Genomic DNA, 15,044 nt, shown 5'->3' with positions numbered 1-15,044 from the left:
CAGCCACGGGATCGGCGGGGAGCCACGGGGAGACCCAGCCTGGCGTGTTGTTCGTTCCCGGTGTACCCGCGAGCATCGTCGTCGTAACAACATCGTCCGTGCCATAGCCGGGGATCGCCGGGACACTGAGCGTAATCGGTGCTCCGTCGGTATCGGGCAGCACGCGGGCCACAGCCGGGAAGACCGGGGAAGACAGCGCGCCGAACGCGGTGGCGGTCTTACCGCCGTAAGCCTGAACGGAGCCGCCAGCGATGGTCACGGGGTAGCGCGAGCGGTTGCTGAACGGTGCTTTGCTGTTGGTGTGCGCGAGCACGGTGCCCCCGTCGATCCACACCGGAGCTCCCGAGCGGGTACCACCGGTCCAGCCGCCGCCGATGGCCTCGCCGAAGTCGGAGAACGCGTCGACGAAGCCGCCGCCGATGGACACCATCGACCAGCTGCCGCCGTTGCCGCCGCCGATCGCGGCGCCGTGATCGCTGCGCGCTGTGACGTGCCCGCCGAGAATGACCACGGGATCGGAGTTGGTTCCGTTCACGCCCTCAGCACCCCCAATGCCGGCACCGTAGACGGACGTCGCGCTGATCGTGCCGCCGCGGATCGTGACGCCGTGTCCCTCGCCCGCGTAGGTCTCGGTCTCCCCGGCGTAGCTGTCGGTAGGAGCATCAGCGCCGAGGAGATGCCAGTCGGGGAAAACGTTCACCCCGGGGAGTCGGGTCGCGGGGTCCTCGTCGGGATCATCTGCGCGGCCGAGCACAGTGTATGCGCCGATGCCCGCGGAGCTGATCGCGGAGGCGGTGAGGGATCCGGCAGAGTCAGCAAAGCCCGCGGGCACATCGATCACGGTGTCGGTCGGGGTGAGCACGGCGACGCCGGCATCGCCCGTGCTGTCAGCGGAATTCTCGCCCAGTAACTCAAGCCGGAGCTGGCCGGCTCCGGAGCCGGAGAGCGTGACGGGGCTGCTACCGCTACTGATTCGCGCGTTGCTCAGCCGGACGGTGAGGACGTCCTCGGCCGCGAGCCCGGAGGTATTCACTCGGATACGGTTGGTAGTCGTGCTGCCGCCGGAGGTAATGACCACGGCTTCCGTGAGGGGAACCTCCGTGGTGTTCCCGCTCTGGGTCACGCGCGCGACGTCGCCCTGCACGGCGACGCCAATTCCGCCGCTGGTCAGGTTGTACTCCGGTGCCGCGGCCTGTGCTGCGGTTGGGGCAGCGAGCATGCCGGCGGTGAGTACAGCAGCGAGGGCTGTTCCTACGTGGAATCGATGTGTTCGTCGCGTGCGGTGTTCCATGGCTTTCCCCCGGAGTTTGAGCGCAGCACTCGGGTGCCGTTCCTCGACCCCGTCGAGAAGCGGTTGCTTCGCAGCCGAACCACGCGTTTCTTGCAGCTTAGAGTCAGCAGTGCTTAAGCAGCAAGAAACCCTAGCTTTATCACCGGAATAGCTTTGGCTTCCCACAGCAACTGATTAGCTCGAGTCGTCGCGCCTCCGCCTGCGCCAAAGCCGCAGCCGAGTGTAAAGCCCTGCGAGCACGGCGCAGAGAATCAGCGCAACGAGGAGGGTCTTCGCGAATGCCATACCCCCAGCGTAGTGCGCCCGCACCGGCGTGCGGGGAGTTTCCCCCCGGGGCCTGAGTGGACTACTCAGACGCATCGTTTTTGCCAAGAAAACCGCAAGGGTGTGCTCAGTTTCAATGCCAGGTATTACTCAGCTCATCCACAGTCTTGTCTGATCACTTTATTTGGGATTACCGTGTCTAAAGGGGCAGAATGCCCCAGCGGCACATCCGCATCTGCTAGGGGGATCATGAACGAGCGTAGACGTTATCGACTTGTGGCGACCACGGGAGCCTTCGCGCTGCTCGCTGGCCTGCTCGCGCCGACAGCGGCGCACGCAGCGGGCGAGACAATCACAGAGCTCTTTCCGCGAGCCTCCGTGGCTGAAACCATCGCGGGGACGCTCGCCATGGGCGTCAACGACGTGCCCACGGATGAGCAACTCGCGGGCATCACCTCATTCACGATGCGGAGCGCAGACCTAGCTTCGCTCGAAGAGTTGGCACCACTCAGTGGGCTCGAGGAAATTGATGTCCGCTCGAACCAGCTCGCTTCGCTCGACGGCGCGGCAACCTTCCCCGCGCTCAAGTCGCTCACCGTCATGGGCAACAGCATTACCGATGTCTCGGGTCTCGCCGGAAGCGGGCTGCAGGAACTCTGGATCGGCTCGAACCCGCTGAGCAGCGGGTTCGACGTATTCGCCGGGCTGCAGCGGCTGGAACTCGTAGAGGTGCGCACCGCGCAGATCGACGACGCCAAACTCGCGAAGCTGGCACAAGCCCCAGTTTTGGAGGATCTCAGCGCGAGCAATAGTTCCTCGTCGTCGCCGATGGCAAACACGATCACGTCGATCGAGCCGCTGTTGCAGCGCGAGACACTCGTTTCACTGAACGTGAGCGGCAACACTGAGATCCGCAGCATCGCGGGCATCGGTCAGCTCACGAACCTTCGAGCGCTCAACATTGATACCACGGGCGTCTTCGATCTGAGCGAGCTGGACCGCAAGACGCAGTCGCTGCTCGCGGGACACATGCAGACTCGCGACACGCTTCGAATCCCGGCCGGCGCTACCTCGGTGACCTACACCCACCCGGCACGGGACATGCAGAACACGTCCGCCCCGTTGAAGCAGCCTGTCCCCCTCGAGTACCTCCCGTCCAACGGTTCCACCGCGTGGGATGAAGCCGCCCGCCTCCTCACCATCACATGGGATGTTGCGCAGCTTGCTGACGCCCAAGAGCTCCAGTACCACCACTGGCTGTTCGACGGCAGCACCAAATACATGGAGGGACTCATGACCCTCGCAATCGAACGAGAGTTCGTCGTGACGTTCGACCTCGCCGAGGGCAGCGGAAACGTCCCCGAGCAGCTCGTTATCGGTGGTAGTCTCGCCACGCTTCCCGCAACCGAGCCCACCCGTGACGGCTACGACTTCGGCGGTTGGGTAGACGCATCGGGCACAGCGTTCAGTTTCGACACTCCCATCATCGAAAACACCACGCTGTACGCGTCGTGGACGGTGGCGCCCGCGGCCCAGTACCTGGTCACCTTCGATCTCGCGGGGGGCGCCGGCGACTTCCCAGCGCAGTCCGTCACGGCAGGCGACACCGCCGCGGAGCCGGGCACCGATCCAACACGGGCGGGTCACCGCTTCGACGGGTGGATCGACGCTGCAGGAGCCGCGTTCGATTTTGCGACGCCGATCACCGCTGACACCGCACTCACGGCGACGTGGTCGGAAATCTCTCCCACGATCGTGCCTCCGACAGTGACTACCCCGCCCACTGTGACCACCCCTCCCACGCAGCCCTCGGCGGAGGGTCCCGCCGCTCAGCTGTCAGCGACAGGCGGTGAGCAGTTCACAATGCTCGGTGTGGCCGCGGCAGCGCTAGCGCTCCTCGGAGCCGTACTGATCGTTGCCCGACGCCTCGCCGGACGCCGCGCCGGAGCTTAGCTCGAAAGCACTCGGGGCGGTGCGCGAAGCTACCGCGCACCGCCCCGAGCCAGCCCTCCGCTGGACTCGCGCCGCTAAGCTTCGAGATCCACCGTGAACGCGGCACCCGTGGTCTCGCGTAGCTCGTCCTCGGTGTGTCCCGGAGCGATGCGGCGGAGCACGAGCGCCCCCGCCTCGATGTCGAACACAGCACGGTCGGAGATGATCCGATCCACCACTCCCGCGCCAGTGAGCGGCAGGTCGCACTCGGCGACGATCTTTGGCGATCCGTCCTTCGCGACGTGGTCGGTAATCACGATCACGCGAGGTGTGCCAGAGACAAGATCCATCGCGCCGCCCATGCCCTTCACGAGCTTGCCCGGGATCGTCCAGTTCGCGAGATCGCCATTGCCTGCGACCTGCAGCGCTCCGAGAATCGCGGTCTGCACGTGCCCGCCGCGGATCATGCCGAATGACTGTGCGGAGTCGAAGATCGAGGCGCCGGGAACCAGAGTGACGGTCTGCTTGCCAGCGTTGATGAGGTCGGCGTCTTCCTCGCCCTCGTAAGGGAACTGGCCCATGCCGAGGATCCCATTCTCGCTCTGCAGCATCACGCTCACGCCTTTCGGCAGGTGATTCGCGACGAGCGTCGGAATGCCGATGCCGAGGTTCACGTACTGTCCGTCCTCGAGCTCCTCCGCAGCAATCGCGGCCATTTCATCTCGTGTCCACATGGTTAGACCGCCTCTCGCGTACGAACAGTGCGCTGCTCAATGACCTTGTGCGTGTCCTCGACCGCGACGAGGCGCTGCACGAACACTCCTGGGGTGTTGATGCGCTCGGGGTCGAGGTACTCGCTCTCGAGGTGCTCAACCTCGGCAATGGTGACCCTGCCCGACATCGCGACGAGCGGGTTGAAGTTCTGCGCAGTGAGTCGGTAGCGCAGGTTGCCCTCGGGGTCGGCTGTGTGGGCGCGGACGAGCGCGAGGTCGGCAACGATACCGCGCTCGAGGATCACGCGTTTACCGTCGAACTCCGCCTCGGGCTTTCCCTCGGCGATCGGGGTGCCGACTCCCGTGGGCGTGTAGAACGCTGGAATTCCCGAGCCGCCGGCGCGAAGTCGCTCGGCGAGCGTGCCCTGCGGCACGAACTCGACCTCGAGGCTGCCGCTGAGGTACTGCTCGGCGAACAGCTTGTTCTCGCCGACGTACGAGCCGAGCACTCGGCGCACCTGATTGTTTTCAAGCAGCAGGCCAAGCCCCTCGCCGTCAACGCCCATGTTGTTTGAGACCACCGTGAGATCCTTCACCCCGGTGTCGCGCAGCGCGACAATGAGGTTGTGAGGGATCCCGCACAGACCGAATCCGCCGACCGCCACAGTCATGCCGTCTCGCGCGACCTCGGCAATCGCTGCAGCCGCACTGTTCCACGTTTTTGATGCCACCTTCGCCACCCTCCGTTCACCATGCGGGCAATTCTCCGCGTTGCTGCGAGCGTAGGACCTCGCAGGAATCGCGCGCAACCCTTGCTGGCGCGTCGGTGTCGAATCGCTCACCTCGTGATTGCGACGCGTGCTATCGTTCACAATATGGACACACGCACGCGCACGCCGGGAGCTCAGGTTGTCGGCCGAATCGCCCAGGTGCTCCGAGCGCTGAGCGCCGCAATGCCCGCCGGGGCGAGCACCACTGAGCTCGCTCGCGCCGCAGGACTCACCAGGCCAACCGCGCACCGGCTCCTCTCCGCACTCGCAGACGAGGGCTTCGTCGACCGGGAACCCCACACCGGCGCATGGCTGCTCGGGCCGGAACTGTACCTCATGGGCGTGGTCGCCGCAGATCGCTACGACGTCACCGAGATCGCGCGCACGCATGTCGCTGCGCTCGCTTCAGCGACCGGCGAGAGCGCCTTCTTCTCGGTGCGACGGGGCCACGAGACAGTGTGCCTCGAGCGGCAAGACGGGAGCTTCCCAATTCGCTCGTTCGTGCTCCACGAGGGCAAGCGCTTCCCGCTCGGCGTCGCCTCGGCCGGGCTCGCGATCCTCTCATACCTGCCCCCGGCCGCGGTCGATAGCTACCTCGCCGAAGCGCGCCTCGCTTCGGAGTACGGGCAAGAACACTCGGAGACCGAGATCCGGGAGCGCATTGCAGAGACCCGCCGTGCGGGCTACGCGGTCAACCCGGGCCTCATCGTGCCGGGCAGCTGGGGACTCGGTGCCGCGGTCTTCTCGCGCACCGGGCAGCCCGCCTGGGCACTCACGCTCACGGGCGTCGAATCCAGGTTCTCACCGGAGCGGATCCCCGAACTCGGCAGACTGCTCCTCGAGCATGCGCACCGACTCACCGAGCAGCTCGCGCTGCGGTAGCCGCGGGGCGCTCCGGCGCGGTCGCTCTGGCTCCCCCAGCTTGATGGCCCCTCGCCAAACGCTTGCGCAGCGGCACCGCGGGCATCTACGCTGTCCCTACTGAATTCACATTGCTAACGCAATGGAAAACAGAAGGATATTCCGCATGCACAGAGGAGTGCTCCCATGGCAAAACGTTCACGACCTCGAGGAGCACTGGCCGCCACCACAGCAGCCACATTCGCGCTTGCGCTTACGGCCGGAATGCTCCTGCTTCCGAGCCACGCTGCACAGGCCGCGCCCGTCTCGGCACTCCACAACGGCATGACATTTTCGGCCGACGATGCAGACCCCAGCAAGGGTGCCGCGGTCACCGGATACGACCAGTCGTTCGGGAGCAGCGTCGATATCCCTGGGGCGGTGAGCATCAACGGTACTGAGTACGCCGTCACGTCAGTTGGGCCATCCGCGTTCGAGCAGAAGGGACTCGAAACAGTCACGCTCCCGGACAGCGTCACCACCATCGGAGACTCGGCCTTTCGAGACAACGCGATCACGAGCATCGCGCTGCCCCCAAACCTCACAACGCTCGACGACTTCGCCTTTTTCATCAACCAGTTGGAGACGGTGACCATTCCGGCTCACCTGCCGGCTATCGGGTTCGCCGCGTTTGGCTTCTCACCTCTGACCGAGGTCTGGTTTGCCGGCATGACCGCGCCCGAAATGCAAAACGCTGGGCAGTTCGGTCCTTTCGGTGAGGGCTATGGGCTCACGCTGAAATACCACTGCGACGCGACCGGCTTCAGCTACCCGGCTTGGCAGAAATACGACACCTCTGCGGTCTGCACCGTGTCGTTCGACAGTGCGGGAGGATCCCCTGTACCGCCCGCGACCACCACAGTCGGAGAGACCGTCGCAGAGCCCGCCGCCCCCAGCCGCGAGGGCTTCACCTTCAGCGGCTGGTTCGTCGACGCCGCTACAACGTCACCGTTCGATTTCGCCACGACTGTCCCAACGTCGATGACGCTCTACGCCGGCTGGGTCGCGAAGACCTACCCCGTCACGTTCGACAGCGCAGGCGGCACTGCGGTCTCCCCCGAGCGCGTTCAGCACGGTGGCACCCTCACGGTGCCCACAGAACCCACGCGAGACGGACACGCTTTCACGGGCTGGTTCACCGACGCGACGCTGTCCGAGAAATATGACTTTGCCACGCCGGTCACCGGCGCGTTCACGCTCACGGCGGGGTGGAACGAGACCACTACACCCGTCGTTCCGACGCCGCCGGTAATCGACACGGAGACGCCGGCTCCGCCCGCTGCCACACCGCCTCCGCCACAGGGCCCCACCCTACAACTCGCGGACTCAGGCTCAGCCGCCCCCGGATTCGCCGGGCCACTCGCCGGCCTCGCCCTCCTCGCATTCCTCGCCGGCACCGCTCTGCTCACGCGCCGGGTGTTCCAGCCGTAAGGAACCCATCGACGTTCCCCCTCCCTGAACGTTCCCCCTCACTGGGCGAGTTCGGCCGGTCAGTGCCGCTGAAGCGACTCGCGTGCGGGGGCCGCAACTAACGGCAATCTCACGGACCCGCAGTCTTCATGTTCGAGGCGTATGGTGGTGGGCCAACGACGAGAGCGGAGGACAACATGAACGAAAAGAAGAACCCCGACGAAGAGACCGTTGATGCGCCGGTGATGGACGGTGCTGAAGAAAAGTTCGCAGGGAACGAGGATCCCCGCAAGGGCCAGTCTGATCCGGGCCTCATCCGCCACCCTGAAAAAGACGACAAGAACACTGCGCCGTACAACGTGTAGTTGCCGGCCTCTGCGGGCCTCTGAGAGCCTCTGCGGGCCTCTGCGCGCCTGGCCCGCCCCCTGTGCCGTGCGCCTGGGAGGGGCCGAAAGCCGAGAGGCACCCTCCCCGGCATAACGGCCGCCATCCCGTGAGCCGTCAGATGACGCTGCCGCCGTCGCTACGTTTCGCCTGTGGTAAAACGATGTCGAACAGCCACGCAAACGCGAACGTGTAGACGAGGAAAAAGACAAGGATGCCGACCTCGAGGATGAGTGCGTCAAGCAGGCTGATGCGCAGAATCCATGCGAGCAGCGGGATCAAGAAAACGATCAGCCCCCCTTCGAAGCCGATGGCGTGTGCGATCCTACGTGGCACGGTGCGGGTGTGCGAGACCTGTCGTTTCTCCCATGCCTCGAACAGTGAGGTCCACACGAAGTTCCAGATGAGTGCGACGGTCGACGAAACAACCGCCACAAGGGTAGAGCCTTGGCCTCCGTAGCCGAGCGCCATGAGGGCCAGAGAGATGAACAGGATCGCGGTCACCTCGTACGTGACCACGTAGATGAACCGACGCAAAATGGCAGACATAAATGCCCTCCTACAAGTGAGTCCATGGGAAGTCCTTGTAGGTTTCACGTCCATGAAGTGAGTGATACGGCGAATCAAGCACATGCTTCTCGCCGTTTCCCAAATTATCGAGCTTGACTGATCAATCGCTGTGCAGCTTCGAACGATAGCGGCGTTCAGCCGGATCCAGCGGTCAGCACAGCCCAGTGTGCGCTTGGTCAGCACAGCCCAGTGCGCTCTTGGAGAGATGCGGCGAGCGTGGTCCCCCCACAGGGATTCGAACCCTGACTGAAGAGATTTTAAGTCTCCTGCCTCTGCCAGTTGGGCTATAGGGGGTGTAGCAATCTTCCCACAGCGGCGGGGCTAGCTCGACCCCTCTCGGCGCGGTGAGCTGTGTCTATGCTCTTCGCACCGACACAGCTCACCGAGCCGTAAGGCCTTCGGTCCCGCTAGATCTCCCGGGCCCTCCGGCTGCGAGCGCGAGCGACAAGCGCGAACGCTCCAGCTGCGAGCAGCGCCGCAGCGAGGCCTGCGAGTGGCAGCCATCCGCCCGATCCGGTCTCAGACAGCGGGGGCTTCACAGCGGTGGGCGGATCGATGACCGTCGGCGGCCCAGGCGGCTTCGGCGGGGTAATCGCCGGATCCTCCTGGGTGATCGTCACCGTCGCGGCCTGGCGAGCGCCAAGTTCCGCGCCGGTCGGCGAGGCGAGCTGAGCGGTCAGCGCACGCGATCCCGGCTTGTGCTCCAGCGTCGTCACGGCGATCTTCTGCGCTGCGGTGTCGCCCGCTGCCCACGAGAGCTCGTAGCGTTTCGCGGCGTAGTCGACCCCGGCAACGGCAGTGCCATCGCGCAGCTCCACCGCGACGGTTGCTGCTTCCTCGGCCGGCCCGGAACGGGTCACGGTGAGGGTCGCAGGCGATCCTGCCTCCACAGTCACATCGGGGCCGATCTCGAGCGTGCTGAGCGCTGGAACGAGTTCTTCGACCTCCACAGCGCCCCGATCGGGCCCGCCGGCTTGGGGTCGGGCGATCCCCCGCTGATCCACAACCACCGTGCTCGTGACGCCGGAGTCGAGCAGCGGCGACGTCGATTCAGGCAGCAGCGTCTGGGTTGCTCCCCCGTTGTCGGCGAGCTCGCCGAGCTGCCAGTCTGCGACCGGCAGCTCTTCCCCTGCCCCGGCCGGAGCGTCGCCGAGCATCGTGAGGGTGTTGGCTTCGCCGGAAAACTCGCAGTCATCGGTGAGCTGAACCGCTGGCAGCCCGTCAGCGCCCAGTGCGGAGTTCCGAACGGTTGCTGCTCTCCCGTCGCCGCACGTCAGCGCGGTACCGGCACCGGGCATCGAAACGTGTTCGATGAGTGCGCCGTTGCCGGATGCGACCGCGATAATGCCCGGAACTTCGGGGGCGAAGGCGTCACGCCGCTCGACAGTCGAGTTCCGTACGGTGATCGCTGGTTCGGATCCGTTCACCCCTGTCGCGTCCTCGAGATACACGTCGCTCGCGCCGACCGATCGCTTCACGGGAACGGCCATCGGGTTCGAGAACGTGCTGCTGTCTACGAGGATGTTGGGGCCTGCGGCATTGGCACCGCTTCCGGTAGTGAGGATCCCGAGCCCCGCGGAGTCCCCGCCGAGGTTATCGGCGAAGGACGAGGTGTGGATCTCGACGAGCGGGCTATCGCGCCCCTCCTCAGACTCTGCCTCGATCATGAGGCCTGCACCGCTCCCGCCGGACATCAGCGAGTTCCGTGAGAACTCAGAGTCGTTGACGTGCACCTGGCCGTTGTTCGGGAGCTCGACATATTCCATGGTGAGCCCGTGTCCCGTGCTGTCGACAAACCGAGAAGCGCTCACCCGCACGCCACCCGCGGTCTCAGAGATCATCGCAGCGCCCTCGTTGGCGACGACATCTGAAACGGCGACGCGCTCCATGTCGATATCGATAAATATCTCCACAAATTCCAGGCCAGCGGAGGGGGGTTCGTCTTCGGTGAGTCCGCGCACACCATCGATCGTCACGTCGCGCAACGTCACTGCAGCGTTCGCCGCCTCCCCATCATTTGAGATCCCGTACGCAGTGAGGCCCGCGTCTCCGACCTTGGAATCTGTCACGGTGACCTCTTCGATCGCCACCCCCGCGGTGATGCCTTCGACACGGAGCACTGAGTATTCAGCAGTGTTCCCAGCGAGTGCCACATCGGTGATGACCAACGCCGGGCTCTCAGCGCCGAACGCACCCTCGAGGCTCTCGAAAGACGCGGTAGAACTGAGGGAGTTGTTTCCAGTGAGAGTGTTGTCGTGGAATCCGACGCCGCCCTCTACGTCAGAGACGGACACGACAGCTTCTCCCCAGCCGCGAACATTCTCAAAGGTGTTCTCGGTCACCAGCACCATGGGTTCGGCGCGCGTGGTCTCGTCCAACGGTGATATGTCATCGAGATGCAGCGCCATGCCGGTGAACTCTGCCTCAGCCACGTCGATGTTCGAGAACGTGTTTCCGCGCACAAGTACCTGCCCCGGCGCAGAGATCTGCGCGCCTGAGAGTGCGACTGCCACGGTTGAGAGGTCAACGAACCTGCTGTCAGTGAGCGAGAAACCGCCGTTCGCCTCCCACAGCTCGATGACCGCAATTTCGTCTGCGTCGTCATCATCGTCGACAATTCCTGAGGCGGTGATCCCCACAACTTCGACGGCGCTCTCCGAGCCCTCAACCCGGAGTCCGCCAGAAAAGGGGTCTCGGAAGGTCACGTTCTCGAGGACCGTCGTGAATTCGCTTGGTGCGTCGTTCACCTGGATCAGAGGTTCCCACGATTCAGTCTCGAGAGCGAGCGTGAGGTCTGATATTTGCACAGGGGCACCCTCGGCGGTGAGCCAGGATTCAGTGTCGGGATTTGCGGGCTGCCAGCGCACGGTGGCTCCGGTGCCCTTGATCGTAATACCCTCGTCAACCGTCCAAGCGCCGGTGAGAGTAGTTTCGAGACCCGCCTCGAACTCGATCGTGTCGGGCCCAGGAGTCGCGTTTGCGAGGTCGATGGCTGCGCCGAAAGTGCCTGCGCCGGAATCCCCCGTGGCAGTCACCTTGATCGTTGAGCCACTAGGCAGCGGCGACCGCTCGAACGAAGCCGCATCGCCCGCGACTTCGCTCGCTGGCGTTGGTGGCTGCAGCGGAGCGGTCCCGGCAAGCACCAGCGCGAGCCCCATTCCGCTAGCAATAAGAGCGCGCGTGCTTCCCTGCATACCGTCTCCTTCTAAAACTCAGACAAATGTCATTTACGCTACCTGGGAGATGCACTGGATACAAGACTAGAGTTTCGCGAATGACGGGGCACCACTGCCGCTCACTCCGCTATACGCAGAGAGACACCCGGCCTGGTTGAGGCCGGGTGTCTCTGTGTCGGGGTAGCTGCGTGCTACTTGCCGAGGCGCTCGCGCAGCCCCGCAAGTTCAGCGTTCAGCGCCTCGGGAAGGCGGTCGCCGAACTGTGCAAAGAACTCTTCGGTGAGGTCTGCTTCAGCAAGCCATGAGGTGGGATCGATCTCGAAGATCTCGTCGAGGTCATTTGCAACCTCTTCGATGCCGTCAAGGTTCAGCTCGCCGTCTGCAGGGACGATTCCGATCGGGGTCTCGCGGCCAGTGTGCTCGCCCTCGACCGAGCGGATCACCCAGTCGATCACGCGCGAGTTATCGCCGAAGCCAGGCCAGAGGAAGCGGCCGTCGTCGCCCTTGCGGAACCAGTTCACCTGGAAGATCTTCGGAGCCTTGTCGCCGAGCTTCTCGCCCATCTCGAGCCAGTGGCCCCAGTAGTCGGCCATGTTGTAGCCACAGAACGGAAGCATCGCGAACGGGTCGCGGCGCAGCTCGCCGACGGTGCCCTCCTGGGCAGCAGTCTTCTCTGAGGAGATCGTCGCGCCGATGAAGACGCCATGGTTCCACGAGCGCGACTGCGCGACGAGCGGCACGTTGGTCGCGCGGCGTCCGCCGAAGAGGATCGCGTCGAGCGGAACACCGTCGTGCTCGAACCAGTCATCGGCAAGCGTCGGAGTCTGCTGGATCGGCACGGTGAAGCGCGAGTTCGGGTGCGCTGCCGGACGGCCAGACTCTGGGGTCCAGTCGTTACCCTGCCAGTCAGTGAGGTGCGCGGGAACCTTGTCGGTCATGCCCTCCCACCAGACGTCGCCGTCATCGGTGAGTGCAACGTTCGTGAAGACGGTGTTACCCCACAGGGTGTCCATGGCGACCGGGTTCGTGCTCTCGCCAGTGCCCGGTGCGACGCCGAAGAAGCCCGCCTCGGGGTTAATCGCGTAGAGGCGACCATCGGTGCCCGGGCGGAGCCAGGCGATGTCGTCGCCAATGGTCTCGACCTTCCAGCCAGGGATGGTCGGCTGCAGCATTGCGAGGTTCGTCTTGCCGCAGGCAGACGGGAACGCCGCCGAGAGGTGGTAGTCCTTGCCTGTCTCAGTGTTCGTGAGCTTGAGGAGCAGCATGTGCTCCGCGAGCCAGCCCTCGTTCTTGCCCATCACCGATGCGATGCGCAGCGCGAAGCACTTCTTCGAGAGCAGCGCGTTACCGCCGTAGCCCGAACCGTACGACCAGACCTCGAGGGTCTCGGGGAAGTGCGTGATGTACTTCAGGTCGTTGCACGGCCACGGAACATCGGCCTCGCCCTCAGCGAGCGGAGCACCGACCGAGTGCACGGTGCGCACCCATTCGCCTCCAGGGAGAATCCCGTCGAGCGCCGCCTGACCCATGCGAGTCATGATGCGCATGTTCAGCACTGCGTACGGGGAGTCGGTGATTTCGACACCGAGCTGCGTGATTGCACCGCCGACAGGACCCATCGAGAAGGGCACGACGTACATGGTGCGGCCGCGCATCGATCCCTCGAACTTGGGCATGAGCTCTGCACGCATCGCGTCGGGAGCTACCCAGTTGTTTGTGGGGCCTGCGTCTGCTTCGTTCTCCGAGCAGATGAAGGTGCGATCTTCGACGCGTGCGACGTCGCTCGGGTTTGAGCGAGCGAGGAAGCTGCCGGGGCGAAGGTTCTTGTTCAGGGGAATCAGTGAACCAGCTTCGACCATCTCGCTGGTGATGCGGTTCCACTCGTCCTGCGAACCGTCGCACCAATAGATCGAGTCTGGCTGAGTAAGCTCAGCAACCTCCGTGACCCAGGTGAGGATCTCGGGGTTGGTGGTGGTTGCGTTTTCGCGAACCAGATCTGCGATCGAAGCGAGGGTGGTAATGCTCATGCCTTCGGTTTCTCCCTAAGTGGTGCCGTCGAACTTGGCGTGTATTCCTATTCTGGATGCCGCTTTCGGTGAACATTTACCAAACAGCGTGACAATTTTTCGACTTATTGCCATATAGTCAAATTATGGACCAGGTTTCTGTACCTTCGCTCAGCGCCGCAACAATCGACCGACTTGTGCTCGGCAAGCGCCTGCGACACTTCCGCAGCGAGGCAGGGCTCACACTCGAGCAACTCGGGACCCGGGTGGGTGTCGTCGCGAGCCAACTCTCGCTCATCGAGAACGGAAAGCGGGAGCCGAAGCTCACCCTCATTCAGGCCGTCGCCCGCGCCCTCGATATCGACCCCGGTGAGCTTCTCAACACCGAGGCACCAGACCGGCGCAGCGAGCTTGAGATCGAGTTGGAGCGCTCACAATCGACTCCGGGCTACGAGCAGTTGGGCCTCCCCCGCATCCGTTCTCCACGCGCGCTGAATGACGACACTCTTGAGGCGGTCATTGGCCTGCACCGCGAGCTGGCACGGCGGACCCGCGCTGCCGCGACGACTTCTGAGGAGGCCCGTCGAGCCAACACTTCGATTCGCATCAAGATGCAGGAGCTCGACAACTACCTCCCCGACATCGAGCAGATCGCCTCCGAACTCATGGAGCGAATCGGCCACACCGTCGGCGCAGTCACTCACCGCGACGTTGCGATTCTCGCCGAGATCCTCGGCTTCACACTCATCTTCGTGGACGACCTGCCGCCGAACACACGAAGCATCACCGACCTCGAAAATGGGCGCATCTATCTGCCGCCGACGTCGATCCCCGGCGGCCATGGGCTGCGCTCCCTAGCACTCCAGGCGATGGGCCACCGCGTTTTGGGGCATTCTGAGCCGCGAAGTTATGCGCAATTTCTCGAACAGCGTCTCCAGATCAACTATTTCGCCGCAGCATGCCTCCTCCCCGAAGAGCGTGCGGTCGAATACCTGCAGCAGGCAAAACGAGAACGAAATCTCGCGATTGAGGATCTCCGTGATGCGTTCGGCGTCACGCACGAGGCTGCAGCGCACCGCTTCACGAATCTCGCGACCAGGCACCTCGACCTGCGCGTGCACCACTACCGCACCGATGGCGCCGGGACACTCGTGCGCGGCTATGCGAACGACGGCCTCCCGTTTCCAGAGGATGAGGGCGGGGCGATCGAGGGCGAGCTGCTTTGCGCGAAGTGGGGCGGCCGCACGGCTTTCAACCGACAGAACCGCACGAGCGAGTTCTACCAGTTCACGGACACCCCGAACGGAACGTATTGGACGAGCGTGCAGACCGGCGACGCCGAGCTCGGACCGTTCGCAATCGCGTGTGGCGTGCAATTTGATGACGCGCGCTGGTTCCGCGGGCGCGACACGCAGGTGAGGAAGCGCTCGACCTGCCCGGACGAGTCCTGCTGCCGCGCTGCAGCCCCGACACTTAGGGAACGGTGGGAGGGCAAGGCCTGGCCGAGCGCGCGCATGCACCAACACGTACTGTCGCCGCTGCCGACGGGCACCTTCCCCGGCGTGGACGACACGTCGATGTACGAGTTCCTTTCGAAGCATGCACCCGAGGTCTAGCGCGCAGCGCGC

Annotated in this window: 10 protein-coding genes, 1 tRNA gene and 1 pseudogene; 5 read left to right on the top strand and 7 right to left on the bottom strand. The window is 64.4% G+C overall.

Annotation, left to right across the window (positions count from 1 at the left end; all coding sequences use genetic code 11):
- Positions 1-1,219: pseudogene (locus tag ACI1US_RS00215) on the bottom strand (hypothetical protein); the annotation flags it as partial.
- Positions 1,220-1,804: 585 nt separating this feature from the next.
- Here ACI1US_RS00215 and ACI1US_RS00210 point away from each other — a divergent pair.
- Positions 1,805-3,508 (top strand): InlB B-repeat-containing protein, encoded by a 1,704-nt coding sequence (locus ACI1US_RS00210; RefSeq protein ID WP_461637199.1) that lies wholly within the window; start codon positions 1,805-1,807, stop codon positions 3,506-3,508.
- Positions 3,509-3,582: 74 nt separating this feature from the next.
- Here ACI1US_RS00210 and ACI1US_RS00205 read toward each other — a convergent pair whose 3' ends face one another.
- Positions 3,583-4,221, bottom strand: coding sequence for a CoA transferase subunit B (locus ACI1US_RS00205; RefSeq protein ID WP_461637197.1), 639 nt, complete (start codon positions 4,219-4,221; stop codon positions 3,583-3,585).
- Positions 4,222-4,223: 2 nt separating this feature from the next.
- On the bottom strand, positions 4,224-4,931 hold the full coding sequence (locus ACI1US_RS00200; protein ID WP_461637195.1) for a CoA transferase subunit A: 708 nt from the start codon (positions 4,929-4,931) through the stop codon (positions 4,224-4,226).
- A 144-nt stretch (positions 4,932-5,075) separates the two neighbouring features.
- Between ACI1US_RS00200 and ACI1US_RS00195 the strand changes: the two genes are divergently transcribed.
- From ACI1US_RS00195 to ACI1US_RS00185, 3 genes are all read left to right on the top strand, one after another.
- Positions 5,076-5,852, top strand: a complete 777-nt coding sequence (locus tag ACI1US_RS00195) for an IclR family transcriptional regulator (protein ID WP_461637193.1) — start codon at positions 5,076-5,078, stop codon at positions 5,850-5,852.
- Positions 5,853-6,017: 165 nt separating this feature from the next.
- On the top strand, positions 6,018-7,301 hold the full coding sequence (locus ACI1US_RS00190; protein WP_461637191.1) for an InlB B-repeat-containing protein: 1,284 nt from the start codon (positions 6,018-6,020) through the stop codon (positions 7,299-7,301).
- Between the two features lie 176 nt (positions 7,302-7,477).
- Complete coding sequence (locus ACI1US_RS00185; RefSeq protein WP_461637189.1) at positions 7,478-7,645, top strand: hypothetical protein; 168 nt, start codon at positions 7,478-7,480, stop codon at positions 7,643-7,645.
- 136 nt (positions 7,646-7,781) lie between these two features.
- Here ACI1US_RS00185 and ACI1US_RS00180 read toward each other — a convergent pair whose 3' ends face one another.
- The 4 genes from ACI1US_RS00180 to ACI1US_RS00165 all read right to left on the bottom strand — a co-directional run bounded on the left by ACI1US_RS00180 (position 7,782) and on the right by ACI1US_RS00165 (position 13,437).
- On the bottom strand, positions 7,782-8,213 hold the full coding sequence (locus tag ACI1US_RS00180) for a PACE efflux transporter (protein WP_461637187.1): 432 nt from the start codon (positions 8,211-8,213) through the stop codon (positions 7,782-7,784).
- Positions 8,214-8,451: 238 nt separating this feature from the next.
- Positions 8,452-8,528: transfer RNA gene (locus ACI1US_RS00175), tRNA-Leu, on the bottom strand.
- A gap of 113 nt (positions 8,529-8,641) precedes the next feature.
- A complete protein-coding gene (locus ACI1US_RS00170; RefSeq protein ID WP_461637185.1) occupies positions 8,642-11,428 on the bottom strand; it encodes a choice-of-anchor Q domain-containing protein in 2,787 nt (928 codons plus the stop codon).
- Between the two features lie 173 nt (positions 11,429-11,601).
- Positions 11,602-13,437 carry a phosphoenolpyruvate carboxykinase (GTP) gene (locus tag ACI1US_RS00165; RefSeq protein WP_416549787.1) on the bottom strand — a complete coding sequence of 612 codons (1,836 nt, stop codon included), beginning with the start codon at positions 13,435-13,437 and terminating at the stop codon, positions 11,602-11,604.
- A 125-nt stretch (positions 13,438-13,562) separates the two neighbouring features.
- Between ACI1US_RS00165 and ACI1US_RS00160 the strand changes: the two genes are divergently transcribed.
- Positions 13,563-15,032 (top strand): helix-turn-helix domain-containing protein, encoded by a 1,470-nt coding sequence (locus ACI1US_RS00160; RefSeq protein ID WP_461637183.1) that lies wholly within the window; start codon positions 13,563-13,565, stop codon positions 15,030-15,032.
- Positions 15,033-15,044 lie beyond the last annotated feature (12 nt).

The organism is Leucobacter sp. BZR 635 (assembly GCF_048061935.2).
Taxonomy (GTDB): domain Bacteria; phylum Actinomycetota; class Actinomycetes; order Actinomycetales; family Microbacteriaceae; genus Leucobacter.
The sequence above is the reverse complement of the archived record's forward strand: the minus strand, read 5'-3'. Positions and strand labels throughout refer to the sequence as shown.